Here is a 19,965-nt window from a genome sequence, read left to right as displayed (position 1 = left end):
TTCTATACCAAAATTCGTGTCAATTTATTCTTAAAGGCTCTTTTATGACACATAATCATCAGTAACTAATTCTTCAACTCGATCTCTTTTGGTATACATGTCATACCAAATGTCAGCGATTTTGTCTTGTACTCCTGAATTTGGCTGCATCCAGATACCAATCGAAACATGCCCAGCATAAATACCCTTGTCCCTTAATTCATTGCTCAAATTTAATATATAATTTCGAAGGCCAGAAACAGCAATTCCGACATTACCCATCATTGGTACTGGATTCATTGCGGCAGCACCCGTCGTAAATAACAAAGCACCTTCTTGTTTATCCAACATATCTGGAAGGACTTCTCGAATACTTGATATTGCACCCATAACATTGAATTGAAATTGGTAAAATGCATTTTCTTCCGTTACTTCCAAAGCATTTGCTACTGTATCGATACTCGGAGTAGGGCTATATTCAAGCACATCAATAAATCCGTAATTTTCTTTGATCTTTGCAAATGCTAAACCAATTTCTGCTTTATTTAATATATCTGCTTGATATGCTACTGCTTCAACTCCTATTACTTCTAATTCATTAACCAGTTGGTTTAACTTTTCTTCATTTCGGGCAATAAGCGCCACACGAAATCCATTTTGTCCGAATTTTTTAGCAATAGACATTCCTAATCCAGGTCCTGCACCAACAATTACAATATTTTTCATAGTTTTATTCCTCCATAGTTCCAAATTTTTCAAAAAATTTTTATCATTATTGAATACTACCTTATGTGATCGCCTTTTGATCTTTAGCAAAATAAAAATGATTTTATTCTTAACTTTATTTTGAACATGTTCCATCTGAACAATAATTATCAAGTGATGGCTCTAATTGCTCTTCAGCTTTATTATTCGCGTAATCTTCTTTCCAAACCTGTTGTAATGTTTCTAAAAATACTTGGTTAGATTGCGCACCTGAGATGGCATATTTGTTATCCACCACGAAAAGGGGAACGCCTTGAACCCCAATTTTTATTCCTTCGGCTTTATCAGCTGCAATTTTCTCGCTATATTTATCATTTGCTAAAACATTCAAAGTTTCGTTGGCATTAAGACCTAACTCATTTGCAAGTTGGGCAAGTGTTGATGGGTCACCGATATCTAGTGAATCCGTGAAGTGAGCCTTCATAATTCGATCCATATATTCCTCCATCTTCCCATTCTCTTTTGCATAATACGAAAGTCGAAGTGCATCATATGAATTCGTAGGAATCATTGTATCTAATTGATAATCTAACCCCACCTTTTTCGCATGCTGTTTCAACTTATTATTCCTTTCTTTTGCTTTTTCATATGGGATACCATGCTTGGAAGATGAAACTTGATGGATATCCATACCTGTGTTTTTTTTCGCATATGGATCTAATTGAAAACTACGAAATACTACTTCTACTATTTCTTTATGTTCAAACTGTTCTAACCCTATTTCAAAGTTATGTTTGCCCATATAACAAAACGGGCATACAAAATCTGACCAAATCTCTACTTTCATCTTTTGAACCTCCTTATTTTTAAAGTTTTCTCGCCTAAATTGATTAATGTATTATTTATTCCGTCTGCGATTTAAACAAAACAGAACCATTTTGGGTTTGAAAAACAACACTTGTAATTTAGGCAACACTGGTTGTTTAAGTTATGATATTATGAAATAGAAGTATTAACAACCACCAAAATGGCTAATAAGTTGTTTACACAACACTTCTGTAATATTGTCGTTTTTAAACATCATTATGTAGCCCAATAAGGAGAAGAAAAACGATATGGAAAAAAATGATCCGAGAATACTTCGCACAAGACAATTGATAGTAGACGCATTTATTTCATTAACTAGCGAAAAAGACTTCAACCAAATAACGGTACGCGATATCGCTGAAAAAGCTACTATTAACCGCGCTACATTTTATGCGCACTTTGAAGATAAATTTGAGTTGTTACATTCTACAATCACCAATACTTTTACAGACAAATTAAAAAAAAGAATTAATAATCACAGTGGATTCAATGAGGAAGTCCTTGCAAACATTTTCCTAGCTATGTGTGATCACCATAAAGAGTTAAGCGACTTATGCCATAAAGGTTATAATTCTTTAGGAACAATTATAGAAAGTAAAATTAAAGAAGAGTTACAGAAGCTAATAGCTGATCTTGTGTTAAAAGAAACTAAAAATACCATTTTAATTGGAGATAAACAATTTGTAGCAACCCTATCTACTATACTAAGTTGGGGGATCTACGGAGCAACATACACGTGGAATAATAATGGAAGACCTATTTCAGCAGAAGAGCTAGTGACTAAATCCCTTCCAATATTCACAAATGGAATAAGTGAGTATTTCTATTAATGAAACTCAGTTATTATTTAAGTACCCAATTGTAAAACAGCATAGGCAGAAAGTAATTTTATTTAAAATATAACTGATGTTGAGGGACAGTATACAGATGCGATGATAAAAGCAGTTGTAAAAGAGGGTTATAAAGTAGTGATGTGGTCTTGGCACCACATTAGATTGGAAAAACCCATGTGTAAATAAAATTGTTGATACTGTATTAAAAGGAGTACAGGGAGGGAACATTGTTCTTTTTTTATGATGGTGGAGGATATCGCGAGCAAACTGTAAAAGCTTTAGAGTACTATCAGAACTAGAAAAAGAAGGATTGATAAGATACAGAAAACAAATAAAGCCGAGTGTGCCAACACGCATCGGCTTTTGTGAAATGTGTAGCTATTAATTAGTGTTAAAAGATTAACAAAAAAGTAGCTCTTTCTGAACACTCTGAGGTGCGAAAACCAATGGGACTGTATGCGTAATAGTTAATTATTCAACTGATAATTTTTGATATAAAAAGTGGCACATAAGAGGGCTGGTTTTTAATGATCAGCTAAGTAAAAGGCTTGATATTTACCAATCGGGCAATATTGTTGAGCAAAACAGGTAGAAAATATCAAACTTTTTTATAACAACCTAACTTAAAACTGCTAAAGAAAAATCCCTTTTGATTAATCTTTTTTCAAAAGGGATTCTTCTTACTTTAACGTAAAATAAGGGGTTTCAGAGTATTTTTGCTCAAACTTTATTTCAAAGCAACACCAGTTCCGCATTCCAAACTTCTACTGAAAACCTCCACTGATTGTTCTTCTAATTCTTTCATTACATGGCCGTAAATTTCATAAATCATTGCTGGTGTATTCTCTAAGCGCTGAGCAATAGCTTTTAAGTTCTGGTCGCTGTTAATAAAATTGTTGCATGGGTATGACGTAAATCATGAAAAGTAATTTTTGGTTCACCATCATAGTTTAATATACTAGCTTTTAAAATCGTATCTCAATACATTTTATGAATGGTAGCACCATGCAATAGGGTTATTTGATTTATTAATAAATACAAATAACTTTATTTGCTTAACTTCACCGAAATTATAAAATTTTAGATTAGCAAATTTTTCGGAAAATTGAGTTAATACCAAAATTGAAAATTGCTTACACGCTGCCCAGAATTATTAATATTATATTAGCCCCAACAAGCCCCAACATAGTCCCAAAACGAGCCACAACTGTGCATTATTTTGCGTTACTATGCAATGTAAAGAAAAATGAAAAACCCCAAAAGCTGCATATAACAGGCTTTTAGGGCTTTGTAGGGTACATATTACAAAATATAAAAATTAGTCCGTGAAACATAAAGATGATAAGTAACCTAACATTAATAAAAGACCAATACCCATTGCGATGCTCATGCTTTGTACCTCCTTTAAAAAAACGACACATTATTCATAAATATTGTACAATGAATTATAGAAATATGAAACCTTTTAATGGCGAGAACGTATATAATAATAGGAGAATTACCAATTTGTACATAAAGAGTAGGTGACAATAAATGAAAACGTGGGTTAAGAAAAGTATAGTCATCATGGTTGCGTTTTTAACATTTGGTTTAATAACGCCTACACATGAGATTTGGGAAGCATTTGATCAAAATCCTTCGAACCGTGCATCCATCGGCCCCTCATCTGGGACAAGCACTGCTTTAGCTGCTGAGCATGATGATAGCAGTGACGAGCAGCTACAAATACAAGAGGAAGCAATTGATTATAATGCCTTACTCGTAGATGCAGCTAGAGAACAATCGTACATAAAATTTGGCACAAAAATTGGTCCAAAAATTAGCAATGAATTCGACAGCATCATCTTCCCGAAAATGGAGGAAGCCATTGCAATGACAGTGGCTAATCTTGATGATCAAACTGCTGCATCTTTAACCATCTCTGAAAGGCCAAGCGGTAATTACGGTGAGAAAATTTTCAATGTCATCAACAATGAAACTGGCACAGATTTAATTCGCTTCCATGTGCGCACAGAAAAAAGACCGCAGGAAGGCTACTACTACAACTTCCATTACCACAGTGTCGAGGACAACTTCATGGCACACAACAACCTTGGCGATATCTATTGGGAAAAAAACACACCACCTAAGTGGTTGTCATAGAATACCCGAAACACTCGTATTGAATACGGGTGTTTTTTTATTGTAAAACGTTGATATATAAGTGTTTGTTGTATTTCATTAAGTTGTTGATTTTTAACAAAATAGAGAGAGGGGGAGGTAGGGAAAAGCATGTACCTCAAAATGTATCCCAAATTCTTCATTTTTTTGCTTAGATTTTTCAAATGAACCTAAAGTTGATGATTTCATCCATGAGATTAGATGCGTGTACCTCATCTTTTTCGAATGAATGTGCATAAACTTTATAAGTCGTCTACGGAGTATATATAGCGTAAAGGAACATAAGTAGTTCCATTGTATGTAAAAGGCTTATCTTCTGGCATCTTAGACACCGGGTTAACTACTGAAAATCCGATTAATTAACTTTGCATACACTTTTATTCCTCCATAAATTTAATTAAATGAGACAAATTGCTCGATTTCAATAATCCTTTATTCATCGTTAGATTATGTTTTGAATGAACAATTTTACTCATTTTTTAAAAATATTTTTAAAAAATATTTTATTCTAATATCATTTAATAAATTGATTTTTCAAGTGAATAAAAGCCATAGCGTTTGCACACGCTACAGCTTGTATCCTTATTTACTTTTATTTAAAGGAACGACCAATTCTAGTTCCTTTATTTCTTCGCTAAAACCTTCTCGATTTGTATGACTGGGCTTGAGTGTTAATGATTTTGGTATCGTATCCATTGGAGGCAAAGTCAGTACCATATGATGACCATAGTTCCCAGCCATACCTGCTTGTAGTTTCAGTTTATCATATACATGACCATTATCATCGACTACAGAGAAATCAAACCATGGCCAACTATCGTTTTCATCCATTTCAGTAGGATAATCAATTGTTAGGTCTATTCTTGTTGATAGAGGTGAAAATGTTACTTTGTCGGCCGTTAATGTATAAACTTCATCGACAGTTTCAGTTGTAACTTCTGGATAAAACTCAAATACATCACCTTTAATTTTTTCAAGTGGGAAAGCCACCCTCAACTTGCCCTCATAGCCAAATAAATCTTCGCCATGCACCGCAATCTCAATTTTATCTCCATATTCATTATAATTAGAAAAAGTAAATTGATGATGTTCTATTATTGTTTTCGAGTTTATGTCAACTTGCCCTGTTGAACTAATCGCTGGTTTAACTGGTTGTCCATTAATTGTTATATAATTAAAGCCAACAACTTCTTCTTTCATCGAAAGTTCTTTTTCTCCTGTGTAAACTAATGTTACGATTAACCGGCTACCATCATAAGCTGCTTCTTTTACAGTCATTGTTAAGCCATTTTTACTATCTTGTTTATCAATTATTGTCGTAAGTTGATCGTGTTCAATTTTATCTGAGGCAATGTCTCTAAAGTCCTTATAAATTGGACCAATTAGGGGGATATTTGATAATGCTTCTGCCATGCCTGTTGAAACAAATCCAGAACCAAGCAAAGTAATACATAACCCACACGCAACCAATATTGACCGTTTTGAGGTTCTTACTTTTCTTTTTTTCTTGCCTTGAAAGATAGCCGTCTTCTCCCTTGCCATTAGCTTTTCAATAGGTACATTTATGTTGTTGATAGATTGATTGAATTTGCCTTTATTCATAAAGATAGCCCTCCTTTAAAATGGGTCTTAGCTCTTTTTTCGCTCTATTTAAGTGTGATTTCACGGTTCCTTCTGGATAATTCATTATGGTGGATATTTCCTTGATAGACAGATCATGATAGTACCTCAACAAAATAATGGTCTTAACAGTTGGATTTAAGAATTTAAAGGCTTCTGATAAATCCATCGAATGCATAATAAAATCAACATTTTCAGAAGCGATTAATTCAGTAAAGATTTCCTCATTATCTGTAGTAAAATGGTGGGATTCTTTCCGAATAAAATCAATCGATTTAAAAACTAGAATTTTTGTAATCCAACTTGAAAAACTTTCAGGGTTTTTTAATGTCTTTATTGAAATATAAGCTGTATAAATAGTTTCTTGATAGACATCAAGAGCATCTTGTTCATTTCTAACATACGCATAGGCTGTTCGGTACAGCTTTTGTCGAACAGAACCTATCAGTTGTTCAAATGATTCATCATCACCCTTTTTTGCTTTTTTTACTAATTTTGCTATATCCATTTTGCTTCTCCTCTCCGTTACACAATAAAGTCGAATGAGGAGGTAAATCGGTTGCAAAATAATTAAACACATTAAACTTGTTATACATTATCTTTTTCCATTTCCTTTAGCCTAAGATAAAATGCCGCCTGACTAATTCCTGTAATTGTACATATCTCCTTTACAGTTATATCGGAGTATTACGTAATTCAATAGCATGGTTCTTTTACTTATCTGTATTTTTTTAACTTTTCCTCGATGTTACCACTTTGCTTACTCAATTTAATTTCTGAATGTTGCTTCTTACTAGGTATTGAATGGGGTGGTTACTGGCAGGCAGGAAATTTTGATGCTCCACACTTTGAGATTCTAAAATTGGGCTATACCTAAAGAAGATGATGATAAAACATTGAGATTTACAAATCCAGCAACTGAAAATGCAGTACGCGACTACATCAAACAGACTGTAGATAAAGGGGAAATCGATAAGTCGTTGCTTGATAAATTTGATTCAGGTACTATGACAAGTGATAATTTTGAAGGATTGAAGATCATCATTGCGCAACGAGCATACTAAAAACTATAAGATCAGCAAAGCTATTTAGTCGAGCTGGTTTTAATACATAGTAATAAAAGTGACAATTCTGCGAAAATTATTAGAGGATTATAAGAAATGAACTAAATGAAGGTGTCAAGGATTTTAGTGTGAATTTAACTAAAAATGTTACTTTTGTTATATAAAATAATAAAAAATGCGCCAAATAATGACAGTATAAGTGGCGTGATTTGGCGTACTTTCAAAATAATTAATTGAGCACCGCCAAAAAATGACGGAGTGAACGCCAAAAAATGGCGTAATTATTCAATTGAATTATTATTTTCAGGAATGGTAGGATAATAGTTACTCGAGGGTATTTTGCTATAGCAATTTATGTTAATTACAAATAAAGAAAGGTGATTATATATGAAAAAAATTAAAAAAATAGTTTTAGCTTCTGCATTAGCTTTATCAGCGTTTGCGTTACCATTAACAACTACACAACAAGCATCTGCTGCAAGTCCAAATTGTAATTTACCAAATGATAAATTTGGGGGTTCATTTTACAAAACTTTATCAATAGCTCAAATGTATACTTTTGGTGCTGATAATATAGAAATTATTTCGGGTTTTGATGTAGTTACTTTAACTCCTAATAACTCGCTTAAACCACTTAAGCGTGGAACAGCTGTCGTTCATGCACATTTCAAGGATGGTACTTATATATCTTATGATTTTAATATTTTTTAACTGTGCAACAATTCTGTAATTTGTTATTCCCACAGAAGATGCAAACATCTATTTATAGAGCTACATAAGTTCTTAAAACAAATCGCATTTTGAGAAAATAGCCCAGGAACTCATTTATTTTTGAGCCTGGGCATTTTCTATTTCCAGAAATTTTATCTTGTCAAAATACGAATGTTTGCTCCGATTCGTATACAAACAAGTGTTCTTTTATAGATTATAAATGAGGAACATTTCACATATTAGGAGGAACTGTGATGAGAGAGCAACTGATTAAAGCTATGCAGCGTAATCAATTAGTAAACATGATGTATGTATCTAAAATTGGGTCTGTAACAAAAAGGCGAGTAAAAATTTTTAAAATCGTTGGTGATTCATTTCAAGCATTCTGTTTCATGAGACAAACAAAGCGTACATTTTTAATAAGTAGTGTTCTTGCTGGTGTTCCAGTTTTTTACAAGGAGCGTGGCGTTATATAAACTACGAGAATATGCCAAATCGACCAATCATTTGTATCGATATGAAAAGCTTCGATGCCAGCTGTACCGCTATGTTAGAGGGGTTGGATATACTGAAAGATCCAATCGCAGTTGTCGGCAATTTTAGTCAACCAGGTAGGTGGTGCAAGCTGCGTCTCCAGTAATGAAAGATAATTTTAATACTTATGAACTCATACTTGATACACTACTTAAAACAAAACGAATTCCTATTCAAAACATACAGTCAGCTCAATTAGAAGCTGATTATTATGATTAAACCTGATCAACAACAGTTGTTACACCAATACTTACTAATTGAACTAGCAGTGAAGTCCGTACAGATTGATTATCAAAAAACGGAACAATTTAAAAAATTAAAGTTGTATTTCTTCCCCAAATGGATGCCCTTTTAAAAGATTTACGCCAAGAGTATTTCGATCTCAAAAGACAGTTGGTTTAGCAAAAGATACGGGTCATAGGATGGACTAATGTAGATGAATATTTTAGTGATGTACAAATAGCAACTGCTGGCAATGATGTCGTGCTTCGCTATGCCAACCAAGCACTAAAGACTCAAGTAGAAAAATTATTGATCCATCATAGTAATGAGAAGATGAAATGAGAAGATTTAATGTTTCTGAGAAATTAAATCGTTTGAAGAAATAAATAATTCTAAAGAGCCGTTTCTCTATAAAAAGGACGGCTTTCATGGAGTATGTGAAACAATATCCATAAGCTAACGGGTACTTTCCTTCGATATGAATAGGAATTGTGTTTATGATTGATTACCCTATATGCAAGTCCCTTTGTTATGCTTTCACAGCCTCTCCCGTAATCCACATAGGGCTTTATAGCACCATTTAGACAACCATATAAAAGAAAGGTGACTTTTATAGTCACCTTTTCACTTATATAGCAATTTATTTATTGAATATTTGCTCATAACGGTGGAAGAATGCCACTGCGTGCGCTCTTGTGAGAGAATCATTTGGTTTAAACTCTGCATCCGTTTTAGTAGTTGTTAAGTCGAATTCACGTAGAAAATGGATGGCTTCTGGCTGAGATACTGTTTTTCCATAATGCATAGATGCTAGGATACGAGCAAAATTACCACGTGTGATATCTTTGACTGCATATACCTGTTTAGATGCTGAATTACCACCAAGCGTTGGTAGAGCATACTTACTCGCTAGTTGATAGTTTACATCTGCACTCCATGAAGAACTAGGTTTTGTTGAAGCTAATTCATCTGACTTAAAGTAACGGAAAAGTACAGATAACATCTGATTTTCTGTTAAATTTGTGTTTGGTTTCAGTAAGTTTTCGTATTTCTTTGTGGCAGGGTTGTATACGTTTTGATAACCGCTGATAAGACCTTTGTTGACTGCCCATTGAAAATCCTCTGCCCAGTACTGGTCTGCCTTGTAATCAGCGAACTTTGATATATTTATACTACCTACTGGAGTTGTAGGTGTTGGCGTTGAAGCTGAGTAGTTTAAATAACTTGATGCTACATAACCCTCTGTCCCATCATTTCTTTTCACAGGATACCAAACAAAATGGTTTTTCTTCGTTGATACTGCTTCATATTCAAAAGGGCCCGTAATGGTAACAATTTCGCCTTTACGTAAAGTACCCATAGAAGGACTATCCGTAGTAGGTCTTGTTCTAACTGTTACATTAGTTGTTGCACTAACTTTTTGATTTGTTTTAAAAAAGTACTTTGATTTTGTTAATGGTAAATCAAAATCATAGTTCATCGCTGAAAATTTAATATTTTCCCTGCTGTTAGAGTCATATTGAAAATGTTCGCGTTTAAAAGGCAGCTCTGTTAAGTCTATTAATTCTAATTTCTCAATAATTTGGAGAATTCTTTCTTGATAGGCATTTACATTTCTTTTACCAGTCGCTTGGACAAAAGGACTATTTACTGGCTTAGTACCGTTATAAGCCATGATAGCGAAGTACCAATGTTCTAATACATCTTTTTCCCCTCCGTTGATGCTAGGCAAATCCTTCCGCTTAAACATATCATCCAGAGTCTCAACACCAGCTCGAATATTATAGACAATATCGCTTTTTAGTCTATCTTGATTGTAGCCAGCTTGATTTGTAATTTGCATAATGCCAATTCCATTATCAGCTGTCACAATCGCTTTACCATTCATATCGAAATGACGCCAATTTCCACTTTCACCTTCCGCTATTGCCTTCACAATTTCAGGAGGAACATTATAACTCAGTGCTGTTTCGGTTAACAAACAGTTCATTGTTGAATAATCAGGGTTGACCTTCGATGCCGAATCATACTTACATGTATTTGCAATATCATTAGCTAATACATTTTTATCTATATTTATAGTTAGAGAGAGGGCACCAATGACAATACCACTAATCAAAGGTTTCAATATCTTTTTCATCTCTGGTTATTACACTTCCTTTCATATTTTCCAAAGTTAAAAGATTCAGATATATGTTATCATAAACCCAATATTTGGGATAGGGGTAATATTCAATGTTTCTTTCATTTAACAGGTTTGAATGATAAATGATAGCCCTAACATATATTGATTCGGTGAAAGGGTTGTAAATAGTGATACTATTTTAGTGTAACAAAAGCTGTTTCATTTGGAGTAAGTGTATCATATGGCTTTGAATCAGTAAGTGCAGCCCAATCTGCTTCTGCTGGTTATCATATTCATGCAGATTATAGTAGATGGAATCGTCAGCTGTTTTTGGTGTAGATAGGGTAATATGAAAATACTAAAAAATAAAAAGATTCAAAAGAAATGTGGTTAATACCATCATCTTTTTTGATGGAGGAACAAATATGATAAAAAGACCAATTTTATTATTTTTAGTTACTTTTCTTCTGTTAACAGGGTGCAATGAAAGAAATCAAGACAATATTTCTTTCCCTGTATTTAATTGGAATGGTCATAATTATATTGTTACTAATGAACCTATCCCAAATGATGAAATAGAAGAAAAAATCGGAGAAATAAAAGAACAAACAACAGATTTACCTACAAAACACGAAGAGGGTTACAGACTAAATATCGGAACAAATATATATAAAATAAGGGAAGTGGAAATTACGAATGATATTGATAGCAATATGGCGATAGAGATAGAAGGTGAATATAGAGTAGCGAGAATAATTGTTGACATAAAATAATAGTATTTAGCTTATGGCATTTGATGTACATTTTTGTTTTGTTCAAGTGAAAGTAATGAAATTAAAGGATTCACATACACAATAAAACTCCAACCATTTTTGTCTGAGTTTTTTGTACAGTAGTAACTCCATCTGGGATATTTATTTGATATGCATTGGTATTTCAGCTAGTAACATTTCTGCAATTCAGGACTTAAAATTAATGTACCTCCCTGTAAGCGTATATTCTCACTTGAGATATTTCCTGTAGAGTTTACTACGTCAAGTAATTAATTCAGAGAGTCACATCTAACAAGGTGTGGCTTTTTAATATTTAAAGAAAAGACTATTGTAAGGAGTTTGTGTGAAAACACAATACTGAGAGGTAAGGGAAAGCATGTACCCCGAAATTTTGAGATGATGGGAATATCACGGATTATTTGGTATTGAAGGTATTCAAGATGGTTCTACTCAACAGGAAATAATTATTGAACAGGGAAACTATCCCAAAATGCCTTCTGCCAGTATTTTCAAAAGGCAAGGAAAATGAAGAAATCAGTCGCTTGATGGAGGAATGTGGGGTTGAATTTGTCTTTTCTTGCGCTTACCCGGGAAATTTTTTTATTTCCTAAAGTTACATTTTGTTAAAGGGAGATAGGGGGGACTGACAAATGAAAGTACGACTCCAATTAATATCAAACTACTATAAGAAAAATAGCTACCTGTTAAGGCAGCCATTTATTATTCCGCAACATTGCCCATAGCAATAGAAATTCGATTCCAACTGTTAATTTGATTAATCAAGATAACTAAATCGACATAAGCCTTTTCATCAAAATGCTTGCGAACACGTTCATATAATTCATCAGGAACGCGTTTATCTGGAATAAGCGTAATTTGTTCCGTTAATTCTAATGCTACTTTTTCAGCATCTGAATAAAAAGTACATTCTCTCCAAGCGCTAATGCAGTATAAACGCTGTTCAGTCTCTCCCATTTTCTTAGCATCAGCAGTGTGCATGTTGATGCAATAGGCACAACCATTAATTTGAGAAGCTCTAATTTTAATGAGCTCACGAAGCTTTCTCTCAATACTACTTTTTTTAGTGTATTTTTCCATTTCCATCATTATCTTCATAGCATCTGGTGCAACTTCATAATAATTCATACGTTGTGTCATTGTGATTTCCTCCATTATTTATTAGCTAATTCAACTGATAATTGATCCGCTTGATAAAGTGCATTTTGCAAGACATCTTCTGTATTCAATAAGGCTGATCCTTGGACACGAAGAATTTTAAAATCTTCTATTCCAAGAAAGGCAAACATTGATTTAAGGTATTTGTAAGAATACTCCACTTCGGTATACCAATCGTCATTTGTATAGATTGAACCACTTGCCTGTATGAGTATCATGCTCCTTCCATCATTTAATAAGCCCACAGAACCATTTTCCGTATATTTGAATGTTTCTCGCGCAATTAGAATGTTATCCATATAATCCTTTAGCTTTGAAGGAATATTAAAATTATGCAAAGGCATCACGATTAGGTATTTATTTGCACTTTTAAATTGAACTAAAATTTCATTCATGCGTTTCAAAACTTCATTTTCTCCGTGTGTCAAAGGATCTCCATTTCGAGAATGTTCCCAGCCACTTAAAACAACTTTATCTATCATCGGAACAACATCTTCATATAGATTAATTTGCTCAATTACTTCATCATTCTGTTTATTTTCTTTGTATGTCCCTAGAAAATGGTCCAATACTTGAAGGCTCAAAGATGTCTTGGATTCCACTTCAGGGTGTGCATTTACCACAAGTAGTTTACGCATAAAAATCCTCCAGTTAAATAAAGTTGTTACTAATCGCCGATTAGTTTAATCGTTGATTAAATTTGTCTACAATATACGCTTTTCATTTTCGTTTGTCAAACTGATTCATTTATGTATGGCTAAAATGTGTTACTATCATGGTAAGCAAAATGTTTTAAGAGGGTGGAATAATGAAATATAGTGTGATGGTTGAATATGCCCTACACAGTCTTGTTTATTTAATTGATGTACCAAAAAATGAAAGTATAGGAATAAAGGATTTATCAGAATTTCAAGGATTATCGGAGACCTATCTTTCAAAAGTTTTAGGGAAATTGTCCAAGGAAGGCATCGTTAGCTCGGTATCTGGCGTAAAAGGGGGTTATCGACTCAATAGAAAGCCTGAGGATATTACATTTTGGGATGTTGTGCGAGCTGTTGAAGGTGAGGAGCCGATATTTCAGTGTAAGAATATTAAAGCGAATTTTGCTTATCAAAATAAAAAACAAAAGTGTGAATCTTGTTCAAGTCAAACGAACTGTACGATCAATAGTGTCATGCTGGAAGCGGAAGAACACATGCGTAATTATTTAAGAAGCAAAACAATAGCATGGTTAGAAGAAGAATTACTGCGGACGCTACCAAAGGAGCAAATAGAAGAAGCAAAAAATTTTTTTAAAAAAACAAATTGATATAACTTCAATCGAATCATTGTAGATGTATGTAAATTCGGTTTACTTGAATCAACATCTAAAGCGAGAATTTTATCTTGAAGAAATCAACTAAAATTTTCCGAGAAACAAAAAACCGGCAAGGATGCCGGCTGCGGATGTTGAATGAAAGCTATTTTGAATTATTTTCGTTTGCAAATTTACCAGAAGCAAATTTTTTGTTAGCTTCAGCTTGTTGAATTTGTTGTCTGATTTGGTTAACATCAGTTTCATTCCCAAATTCAACGTTCGTTGACTTCATTGCGTTCATAGAACCAGAAGCCTGTTGCTTTTTAGCTTCAGCTTGTTGAATTTGTTGTCTGATTTGATTAACATCAGTTTCATTCCCAAATTCAACATTCATTGATTTCATTGCGTTCATAGAACCAGAAGCCTGTTGCTTTTTAGCCTCAGCTTGTTGAATTTGCTGTCTGATTTGATTAACATCAGTCTCATTCCCGAATTCAACATTCATTGAATTCATTGCGTTTGGAGCTGCATTAGGAATTTTTGAGTTGAAATTTTGGTTGTTGTTATTATTCGCCATTAAATATCACCTCCTGAAAAGTAGTCTGTGCAGAAGGCTTTTTACTATCCATACATTTTAGAAAAACCTAACCGATTTGGACTGGCACTACAGAATGAGGACTCTTGCATCAAATTTACATAGTTTAAGAAATCTAGTTTTCCTAGTATAATTGTAGTCAGTTCGTTATTGTGTTTAGAGATTGGAGAAATGTATGAAAGATCGTAAACAAATCGTTATCGAATCAACATTACAATTATTTACTGAAAAAGGGTATCAGCATACATCGGTTCAGGATATTTTAGATAAGGCAAATATTTCGAAAGGTACATTTTATAATTATTTTTCATCTAAAAACGAATGCCTGAAAGCCGTATTAGAGCAAAATCGCCAAGAACGAAATGTTTTAAAAGAGGAAATTTTAGTTGGTAAGAAAAAAGATGATGTTGACGTTTTAATTGAACAATTAATCGCCACATTAAAAATTAAAGAAAAATATAATTTAATGCCTTTATTTCGAGAAATCTCCTTTTTGCATGATGAAGAGTTGCAAGAAATTCTTGCGGAACATCGCTTTCATGAAATTACCTGGTTAAAAAACAGATTCTATGATATTTATGGAGAAGAAGGAAAGCACTATTATTATGAGTGTGCGGTCGTCTTTTTTGGCACATTCCAATATTTATCTTTTTATTGGAATTTGGCTACTAATATGACGATAGATCTAAAAAAAGTGGTTACTCGGTCATTGAAATATGTAGAAAGTTTTCTCCCAGAAATGATTAAGAGTGGAGAAATTTTATTAGAACCACAGGAAATGTTTTTGTTAGAAAAGGATTTAGCCTATAAGTCCATCACCAGTGAACAAATACAAGAGAAATTAGAGAAATTTTGTAAAAAAATCTCGACAATCGAACTTCCACAAAAATCACTCGAACTTTCTAGCTTGCTTTTGGATGAAATGAAGAGAGAAACACCCCGCATGAGTGTTTTAGAGATCATGTTACAGCCATTTCGTGCTTCTTTTGCTGAAACAATTTATAAATATGAAGCTGAAGAAATAGCCAATCTTTTCTGGCTCTATATGAAGATGAAAAACAGCAAGGCACAATAAATGATTGAATGACTAGACCAGCTTTTTATCATAAAGTTGGTTTTTTCTTTTGAATTCGTTGGCTAAAATTCTAGGGAGGGTTATTAAGTCTTTATCCCCTAAAAGCACTACCACTTTCATTATGATTTCCGTTTTTTTTATTAATACTGCCACTTTTATGGCGTCCTGATTTTTAATATAGTTTCATTTTGAATAATTAATTGTGAAAAGAGGGTTATGACTGTGAAAAAATGGAAGGATAGGGCAGAAGTATCTTTTGTCACGAATATTTCCCGATACGATTATCTGAAACAGCAAATTCAAGAAGTGGCTGAAAAATTTAGTTTCAATCATCAGCAACTTGCAAAAATATTTGATTTACCAATGAAGGAGCTAGATAGTTTATTGAATAACAAGGGAAGCATTACGACGGAGCAGCTGGATAAGATTGAACGAAAAATAGCTATGTTATGTGCTGGCTTTGAAGGCTTTGATGCAAGGGAAAGAGCCGCATTGCTTTTGAATGATCTCATCAAGGAATACATGTTTTCCACGGATAGTGTCGCGAAAATGATTCATGTAGAGGAAAAGGACTTAATTGGTTTTAGACAAGCGTTATCGATGGATAAGAACGTAGAATTGAAAATTTGCGTGAATAGTATCATGCTCCATTTTGTATTACATAACTAACGACAAGACCTGGTATTACAGCATTCCTTGGCATAAAAGCTTCATGACTTCCACGTTTTCATTCATATAGTAATGACGAGAACCACAAACATTAACCTCAAAAAGTATGGGGGTTCCAAAATGAAAAATGGCAATAAAGTGTATATGCTTTTATTTATCGTAGTTTTCTTATTTTTTACAACCGTATATGCTGAAGAAAATAAGGAAGGTATTCTTGTATACCATGTCAAATATGATTATGAAGCTATAAGTAAATTTTGGGGCATGACAGTGCAGGAATACGACCAAGAGTGGGGGAAAAGTCTTTCTATTGCAGAGATGGCGGAGAAAAAAGGAATTGCTAGAAGAGATGTAGAAGGCTATTTTTATCAATTTCATTAAGAAGAAATGCAAAAATGGCGAAAAAAGGGTGTCATGACGGAAAAACACTATTTCCATCTTGTCTACGGATTAGCGGATGAAATAGAGAAATTTATTGATCGTAATCCCAACCGATAACATTTCTCTATACCCTAAAATTGACCTTTTAAATAAAGTTTAAAGGCAGAAATGTTGCTTGCACAACATTTCTGCCTTCGTTCATTTATTTTTGAGTTATACGCTCGAAAAATTCCAGTGTTCTGTTCATATCCGTAACATGTTCATTGCATGTTTGACTATCTGCACAAATGTAATTACTGTGGTTGGTAAACGTGCCTACCACCTGTCCTTTAATGGACGTAGTAAATAAGCCTACATCTGAATGGCGATTACAGATAGCACAAATGCCGCGAACCGTGTTATTAGCAAATATCCCTTTGATCCCTTTTAGCTGCCCATTTTGCTCAAGGACAACATATTTTCGATGTGTGCCAGCATCATCCCAAGCAAGATAACAAATTTGCTGAAAATCGAGTGCTTCTAGATTTGGTAGCTTGAGCTTCTTTTCCTTTTTAAATATGGCTTTAAGCGTACTAGCGGTCACCGGCTTGAACGGGATGACATATGGTTTTAATTGCTCTAAAAATGCATCACCTTGTGCACGATCTGTGACAGCAAAAAGCTGGTCAATCAGCATTGTTTCTGCTTCTGATAATGCTAATTTTGTTGTTACCTCCGTATCAACAAGGCCACGTACTGCTAGGATAACGTTTTTATCCTTTGTTGTTGTCAGTGCATGTAAAATTTTATTTAATTGCTGTTCTAGTAAATGATAGTTGGCAACCGTTAAAAACGGCTGAATTGTTTGTTGTTCCATTTGAAATCTCTCCTGTTTATTAGGCTATTTGATTACTTTTTGGCCTAAAGAGATCATTCAATTTCTGTTAGTTTATAACTTAATCTTGACCTCTTTGACCTAAAGAAGTCGTTCTAGAGCATGCATTACAAGTGAATGCTATCATTTCGATCCCTCCTTTAAAGGAAACGTTGATTTATATGGGTTTTATATGAGGTTTTATAATAGGTTGAATTAAACAGGCGACCAAAAAGCGACCAATCTACATTAATTTGTTAAATATCTTCAAATCGTTGGCTTTATCTTCATCAGTCAGGTGACCATAAGTGCCTATAGACATATTAACATGTGAATGTCCTAATTGCTCTTGAATTGTTTTAAAATTTACTCCTTTTACAATGGCATAAGATGCAAAAGTATGTCTCAGGCCATGTAAATTTATATACTTCAAATCGTTTAATTTAACAAACTTTGACCATGCTCTGGATAACGAATTAGGGAGTACAGGATAACCGAAATTGTTGGTATATAATAAGTCCATTTCGGTCCCATCTTCAGTAAAAGCAGGACACCATTCATTTTTTTTTTGCTTATCCAATTTTTGTAATCTGTGATGAATAGCATATTCTTTAATTTCGCACATGAACAATTCAGGTACAATAATTGTGCGAGATTTTTTATTTTTTGGTGGTCCAAATGAAAATGTTTTATTATCTTCGTTATAGTGCAATTGTTTGTTAATGGAGATTTTATTGTGCTCATAATCTATAGAATCGTGCGTTAGTCCTGCAATTTCGGAACGTCTTAAACCTAACATAAAAGCTAATTTAAAAGCTATGCGATGTTTAGGGTTTGCATTGTGTAATTTGTTGAGTAGCAATGCTAGATCCTTTTCATCATAGTGCTTTAATTCACGCTCTTTGTTTTCAATTTGTGGCAACTGTATCGTTTCCGTAGGATTTTCATTTATTAATTTCATGTTTAATGCAAATGAAAATATGCTTTTCAATACAATATACTTGTTTTTGAAATTTTTATTGCCAGCATTTAACTCGTGCTTGAAATATTTTTCAATGTTAAGAGGTGTTATTTTCTCTAGAATATGTTTATCAAAATACGGATAGATGGATTTATCAACTATCTTTTTATATTCTGTCTGAGTGCGTGGGGCTAATTTACTTAAATGTAAATCTTCCCACAATTCTTTAATGAATCGCCCTGTTGTCATCCCTTTAACAATGTTATTGTTCTTTTTCAAATTTTCACGAGCTTCAATTTCAGCTTCTTTAATAGCGTTTTTTATTGCTCTAGCAGATAAGTTTTTCAATCGAACGGTTTTATACTCCCTTATACGTTCCCCAGTAGTTTCGTCATACCCTAGTTCGATAGTTATTTTAATACCAGGCTCTCCCTTTTTATTAGGAGGCAATTCCACGTAACTAGACACATTAATTCACCTCATACTAAACCTCATATTTAAAGAAAGAGAGCAAAACCCAGTGAGTCTGCTCTAAACTATTTATTTCTATCAACAATTAAGTATCCAAAAATTTATTAATCTAACTCTAATAGTAATTTCAAATTATTTATTTCCTCTTCTTCTGTAATAGTTTTACTAGGAGTAGTGGCATTAAAATCTTTGAATGTATCTTGGCTTTTTATTAAAGATTCAAGGTAGTTAAGTACATACTCTTTGTTGCTTTGAGTTAGCTGGTTAAATAAATGTAACAATCTATCATTCATCTCCAATTTTTACACGCCTCTCATCCTATTAAGCCTTTTCTTTGTTCTTGTGAAGCTGATGACGTTCTCGCTTTTTTCTCGGCTTCTAATTCACGACGATAGCTTGCTAATTCTGCTTCGATCTCGTCTTCAACAGTTGTAGCAGCAGTTTCAGCGTGTTTGCTAAATATTCCACCGAATAGCCCCATGAGTTCACTACGTGTTTCGGGCGGTAACTCCATATAACCTCTCATAATGTCAATCTCTAATTCTGAAAGGTTAAATTTCTTCGCTTTTTCATCTAATGAAAACGTTTCCTCTTTTACAAACATTTCGCCCTCACCGAAGCGCAGCCAATCTTCGTTGACATTAAAAGCTGAGGTAATGAGTTTTACATGTTGTTCTGTAACATTTCGAACACCCTTTTCAACGTTTGAAATGCTGGATTTAGTAAGCCCGATGGCATCTCCAAATTCCTCTTGATTCAATTTCAGAGTTTTTCGCAATTCCTTAATTCGTTCGTTTTCTACATTCATTTAATCACCTCCTTGAAGTGAATATAACACAAAAAGTTCTGTATGAAAACTTCTGAGTTGAAATATGTTGACATAGTTTACTTTGA

24 protein-coding genes and 1 pseudogene are annotated in these 19,965 nt (G+C 33.7%); 10 read left to right on the top strand and 15 right to left on the bottom strand.

The window, feature by feature from the left end; genetic code table 11:
* Window positions 1-42: 42 nt before the first annotated feature.
* Together RCJ95_RS17380 and RCJ95_RS17375 are read right to left on the bottom strand one after the other, a co-directional pair.
* Entirely contained in the window at window positions 43-705 is a 663-nt protein-coding gene (locus RCJ95_RS17380; RefSeq protein WP_274773079.1) for an SDR family NAD(P)-dependent oxidoreductase, read from the bottom strand.
* Between the two features lie 115 nt (window positions 706-820).
* Complete coding sequence (locus RCJ95_RS17375) at window positions 821-1,531, bottom strand: DsbA family oxidoreductase (protein WP_446722581.1); 711 nt, start codon at window positions 1,529-1,531, stop codon at window positions 821-823.
* 268 nt (window positions 1,532-1,799) lie between these two features.
* On the opposite strand from RCJ95_RS17375, the gene RCJ95_RS17370 reads away from it, so the two are divergent.
* Window positions 1,800-2,381: a TetR/AcrR family transcriptional regulator gene (locus tag RCJ95_RS17370; protein ID WP_221679834.1), complete on the top strand. Its 582-nt coding sequence runs from the start codon at window positions 1,800-1,802 to the stop codon at window positions 2,379-2,381.
* A 1,536-nt stretch (window positions 2,382-3,917) separates the two neighbouring features.
* Window positions 3,918-4,526, top strand: coding sequence for a YpjP family protein (locus RCJ95_RS17365; protein ID WP_036080766.1), 609 nt, complete (start codon window positions 3,918-3,920; stop codon window positions 4,524-4,526).
* A gap of 600 nt (window positions 4,527-5,126) precedes the next feature.
* Here the strand turns inward: RCJ95_RS17365 and RCJ95_RS17360 are convergent.
* The 3 genes from RCJ95_RS17360 to RCJ95_RS17350 all read right to left on the bottom strand — a co-directional run bounded on the left by RCJ95_RS17360 (window position 5,127) and on the right by RCJ95_RS17350 (window position 6,809).
* Window positions 5,127-6,146, bottom strand: a complete 1,020-nt coding sequence (locus RCJ95_RS17360; RefSeq protein ID WP_221682336.1) for a DUF4179 domain-containing protein — start codon at window positions 6,144-6,146, stop codon at window positions 5,127-5,129.
* Complete coding sequence (locus tag RCJ95_RS17355) at window positions 6,139-6,672, bottom strand: sigma-70 family RNA polymerase sigma factor (RefSeq protein ID WP_221682335.1); 534 nt, start codon at window positions 6,670-6,672, stop codon at window positions 6,139-6,141. The genes RCJ95_RS17360 and RCJ95_RS17355 overlap by 8 nt, the downstream gene beginning before the upstream one ends.
* A gap of 80 nt (window positions 6,673-6,752) precedes the next feature.
* Window positions 6,753-6,809 (bottom strand): hypothetical protein, encoded by a 57-nt coding sequence (locus tag RCJ95_RS17350; RefSeq protein WP_274773467.1) that lies wholly within the window; start codon window positions 6,807-6,809, stop codon window positions 6,753-6,755.
* A gap of 806 nt (window positions 6,810-7,615) precedes the next feature.
* On the opposite strand from RCJ95_RS17350, the gene RCJ95_RS17345 reads away from it, so the two are divergent.
* The 3 genes from RCJ95_RS17345 (at window position 7,616) to RCJ95_RS17335 (ending at window position 8,828) form a co-directional block, all read left to right on the top strand.
* Window positions 7,616-7,939: a hypothetical protein gene (locus RCJ95_RS17345; protein ID WP_221682333.1), complete on the top strand. Its 324-nt coding sequence runs from the start codon at window positions 7,616-7,618 to the stop codon at window positions 7,937-7,939.
* Between the two features lie 254 nt (window positions 7,940-8,193).
* Window positions 8,194-8,415 (top strand): transcriptional regulator, encoded by a 222-nt coding sequence (locus RCJ95_RS17340; protein WP_274773085.1) that lies wholly within the window; start codon window positions 8,194-8,196, stop codon window positions 8,413-8,415.
* Between the two features lie 269 nt (window positions 8,416-8,684).
* Window positions 8,685-8,828 (top strand): hypothetical protein, encoded by a 144-nt coding sequence (locus RCJ95_RS17335; RefSeq protein WP_255601650.1) that lies wholly within the window; start codon window positions 8,685-8,687, stop codon window positions 8,826-8,828.
* 507 nt (window positions 8,829-9,335) lie between these two features.
* Here RCJ95_RS17335 and RCJ95_RS17330 read toward each other — a convergent pair.
* Window positions 9,336-10,835 carry an SH3 domain-containing protein gene (locus tag RCJ95_RS17330; RefSeq protein ID WP_274773088.1) on the bottom strand — a complete coding sequence of 500 codons (1,500 nt, stop codon included), beginning with the start codon at window positions 10,833-10,835 and terminating at the stop codon, window positions 9,336-9,338.
* 410 nt (window positions 10,836-11,245) lie between these two features.
* On the opposite strand from RCJ95_RS17330, the gene RCJ95_RS17325 reads away from it, so the two are divergent.
* On the top strand, window positions 11,246-11,593 hold the full coding sequence (locus RCJ95_RS17325) for a hypothetical protein (protein ID WP_221682330.1): 348 nt from the start codon (window positions 11,246-11,248) through the stop codon (window positions 11,591-11,593).
* A gap of 167 nt (window positions 11,594-11,760) precedes the next feature.
* Here RCJ95_RS17325 and RCJ95_RS17320 read toward each other — a convergent pair.
* The 3 genes and pseudogenes from RCJ95_RS17320 to RCJ95_RS17310 form a co-directional block, all read right to left on the bottom strand.
* A pseudogene (locus RCJ95_RS17320) lies at window positions 11,761-11,838 on the bottom strand (hypothetical protein); the annotation flags it as partial.
* Between the two features lie 475 nt (window positions 11,839-12,313).
* On the bottom strand, window positions 12,314-12,751 hold the full coding sequence (locus RCJ95_RS17315; RefSeq protein ID WP_446722580.1) for a carboxymuconolactone decarboxylase family protein: 438 nt from the start codon (window positions 12,749-12,751) through the stop codon (window positions 12,314-12,316).
* Between the two features lie 14 nt (window positions 12,752-12,765).
* The gene (locus tag RCJ95_RS17310; RefSeq protein ID WP_446722579.1) at window positions 12,766-13,407 is read right to left on the bottom strand and encodes an FMN-dependent NADH-azoreductase; all 642 of its coding nucleotides are present in this window, start codon (window positions 13,405-13,407) and stop codon (window positions 12,766-12,768) included.
* A 170-nt stretch (window positions 13,408-13,577) separates the two neighbouring features.
* Between RCJ95_RS17310 and RCJ95_RS17305 the strand changes: the two genes are divergently transcribed.
* On the top strand, window positions 13,578-14,078 hold the full coding sequence (locus RCJ95_RS17305; protein ID WP_221682327.1) for an Rrf2 family transcriptional regulator: 501 nt from the start codon (window positions 13,578-13,580) through the stop codon (window positions 14,076-14,078).
* 151 nt (window positions 14,079-14,229) lie between these two features.
* Here RCJ95_RS17305 and RCJ95_RS17300 read toward each other — a convergent pair whose 3' ends face one another.
* Window positions 14,230-14,643 carry a gamma-type small acid-soluble spore protein gene (locus RCJ95_RS17300; RefSeq protein WP_221682326.1) on the bottom strand — a complete coding sequence of 138 codons (414 nt, stop codon included), beginning with the start codon at window positions 14,641-14,643 and terminating at the stop codon, window positions 14,230-14,232.
* A gap of 193 nt (window positions 14,644-14,836) precedes the next feature.
* Here RCJ95_RS17300 and RCJ95_RS17295 point away from each other — a divergent pair, with 193 nt between their 5' ends.
* On the top strand, window positions 14,837-15,736 hold the full coding sequence (locus RCJ95_RS17295) for a TetR/AcrR family transcriptional regulator (protein ID WP_221682325.1): 900 nt from the start codon (window positions 14,837-14,839) through the stop codon (window positions 15,734-15,736).
* A 12-nt stretch (window positions 15,737-15,748) separates the two neighbouring features.
* On the opposite strand, the gene RCJ95_RS17290 is transcribed toward RCJ95_RS17295, so the two are convergent.
* A complete protein-coding gene (locus tag RCJ95_RS17290) occupies window positions 15,749-15,889 on the bottom strand; it encodes a hypothetical protein (protein ID WP_221682324.1) in 141 nt (46 codons plus the stop codon).
* A 69-nt stretch (window positions 15,890-15,958) separates the two neighbouring features.
* On the opposite strand from RCJ95_RS17290, the gene RCJ95_RS17285 reads away from it, so the two are divergent.
* Both RCJ95_RS17285 and RCJ95_RS17280 read left to right on the top strand, forming a co-directional pair.
* The gene (locus RCJ95_RS17285) at window positions 15,959-16,405 is read left to right on the top strand and encodes an HTH domain-containing protein (RefSeq protein ID WP_446722578.1); all 447 of its coding nucleotides are present in this window, start codon (window positions 15,959-15,961) and stop codon (window positions 16,403-16,405) included.
* Between the two features lie 120 nt (window positions 16,406-16,525).
* A complete protein-coding gene (locus tag RCJ95_RS17280; RefSeq protein WP_221682372.1) occupies window positions 16,526-16,786 on the top strand; it encodes a hypothetical protein in 261 nt (86 codons plus the stop codon).
* A gap of 202 nt (window positions 16,787-16,988) precedes the next feature.
* Here RCJ95_RS17280 and RCJ95_RS17275 read toward each other — a convergent pair whose 3' ends face one another.
* From RCJ95_RS17275 to RCJ95_RS17260, 4 genes are all read right to left on the bottom strand, one after another.
* Window positions 16,989-17,642 carry a FusB/FusC family EF-G-binding protein gene (locus tag RCJ95_RS17275; protein ID WP_221682322.1) on the bottom strand — a complete coding sequence of 218 codons (654 nt, stop codon included), beginning with the start codon at window positions 17,640-17,642 and terminating at the stop codon, window positions 16,989-16,991.
* Between the two features lie 241 nt (window positions 17,643-17,883).
* On the bottom strand, window positions 17,884-19,068 hold the full coding sequence (locus tag RCJ95_RS17270; RefSeq protein WP_446722577.1) for a tyrosine-type recombinase/integrase: 1,185 nt from the start codon (window positions 19,066-19,068) through the stop codon (window positions 17,884-17,886).
* A gap of 107 nt (window positions 19,069-19,175) precedes the next feature.
* Window positions 19,176-19,370 carry a hypothetical protein gene (locus RCJ95_RS17265; protein WP_446722576.1) on the bottom strand — a complete coding sequence of 65 codons (195 nt, stop codon included), beginning with the start codon at window positions 19,368-19,370 and terminating at the stop codon, window positions 19,176-19,178.
* Between the two features lie 14 nt (window positions 19,371-19,384).
* Window positions 19,385-19,879, bottom strand: coding sequence for a helix-turn-helix domain-containing protein (locus RCJ95_RS17260; protein ID WP_446722575.1), 495 nt, complete (start codon window positions 19,877-19,879; stop codon window positions 19,385-19,387).
* Window positions 19,880-19,965 lie beyond the last annotated feature (86 nt).

This window comes from Lysinibacillus sp. BSL11 (genome assembly GCF_052928325.1).
This window is presented reverse-complemented; position numbering and strand designations above follow the sequence as displayed.

Excerpts from the sequence above, each read along its gene's own strand:
- RCJ95_RS17275 (WP_221682322.1), bottom strand. The coding sequence starts at position 17,642 with ATGGAACAACAAACAATTCAGCCGTTTTTAACGGTTGCCAACTATCAT.
- RCJ95_RS17375 (WP_446722581.1), bottom strand. The coding sequence starts at position 1,531 with ATGAAAGTAGAGATTTGGTCAGATTTTGTATGCCCGTTTTGTTATATG.
- RCJ95_RS17300 (WP_221682326.1), bottom strand. The coding sequence starts at position 14,643 with ATGGCGAATAATAACAACAACCAAAATTTCAACTCAAAAATTCCTAAT.
- RCJ95_RS17305 (WP_221682327.1), top strand. The coding sequence starts at position 13,578 with ATGAAATATAGTGTGATGGTTGAATATGCCCTACACAGTCTTGTTTAT.
- RCJ95_RS17310 (WP_446722579.1), bottom strand. The coding sequence starts at position 13,407 with ATGCGTAAACTACTTGTGGTAAATGCACACCCTGAAGTGGAATCCAAG.
- RCJ95_RS17280 (WP_221682372.1), top strand. The coding sequence starts at position 16,526 with ATGAAAAATGGCAATAAAGTGTATATGCTTTTATTTATCGTAGTTTTC.
- RCJ95_RS17295 (WP_221682325.1), top strand. The coding sequence starts at position 14,837 with ATGAAAGATCGTAAACAAATCGTTATCGAATCAACATTACAATTATTT.
- RCJ95_RS17380 (WP_274773079.1), bottom strand. The coding sequence starts at position 705 with ATGAAAAATATTGTAATTGTTGGTGCAGGACCTGGATTAGGAATGTCT.
- RCJ95_RS17360 (WP_221682336.1), bottom strand. The coding sequence starts at position 6,146 with ATGAATAAAGGCAAATTCAATCAATCTATCAACAACATAAATGTACCT.
- RCJ95_RS17345 (WP_221682333.1), top strand. The coding sequence starts at position 7,616 with ATGAAAAAAATTAAAAAAATAGTTTTAGCTTCTGCATTAGCTTTATCA.
- RCJ95_RS17335 (WP_255601650.1), top strand. The coding sequence starts at position 8,685 with ATGATTAAACCTGATCAACAACAGTTGTTACACCAATACTTACTAATT.
- RCJ95_RS17370 (WP_221679834.1), top strand. The coding sequence starts at position 1,800 with ATGGAAAAAAATGATCCGAGAATACTTCGCACAAGACAATTGATAGTA.
- RCJ95_RS17355 (WP_221682335.1), bottom strand. The coding sequence starts at position 6,672 with ATGGATATAGCAAAATTAGTAAAAAAAGCAAAAAAGGGTGATGATGAA.
- RCJ95_RS17330 (WP_274773088.1), bottom strand. The coding sequence starts at position 10,835 with ATGAAAAAGATATTGAAACCTTTGATTAGTGGTATTGTCATTGGTGCC.
- RCJ95_RS17315 (WP_446722580.1), bottom strand. The coding sequence starts at position 12,751 with ATGACACAACGTATGAATTATTATGAAGTTGCACCAGATGCTATGAAG.
- RCJ95_RS17260 (WP_446722575.1), bottom strand. The coding sequence starts at position 19,879 with ATGAATGTAGAAAACGAACGAATTAAGGAATTGCGAAAAACTCTGAAA.
- RCJ95_RS17365 (WP_036080766.1), top strand. The coding sequence starts at position 3,918 with ATGAAAACGTGGGTTAAGAAAAGTATAGTCATCATGGTTGCGTTTTTA.
- RCJ95_RS17325 (WP_221682330.1), top strand. The coding sequence starts at position 11,246 with ATGATAAAAAGACCAATTTTATTATTTTTAGTTACTTTTCTTCTGTTA.
- RCJ95_RS17340 (WP_274773085.1), top strand. The coding sequence starts at position 8,194 with ATGAGAGAGCAACTGATTAAAGCTATGCAGCGTAATCAATTAGTAAAC.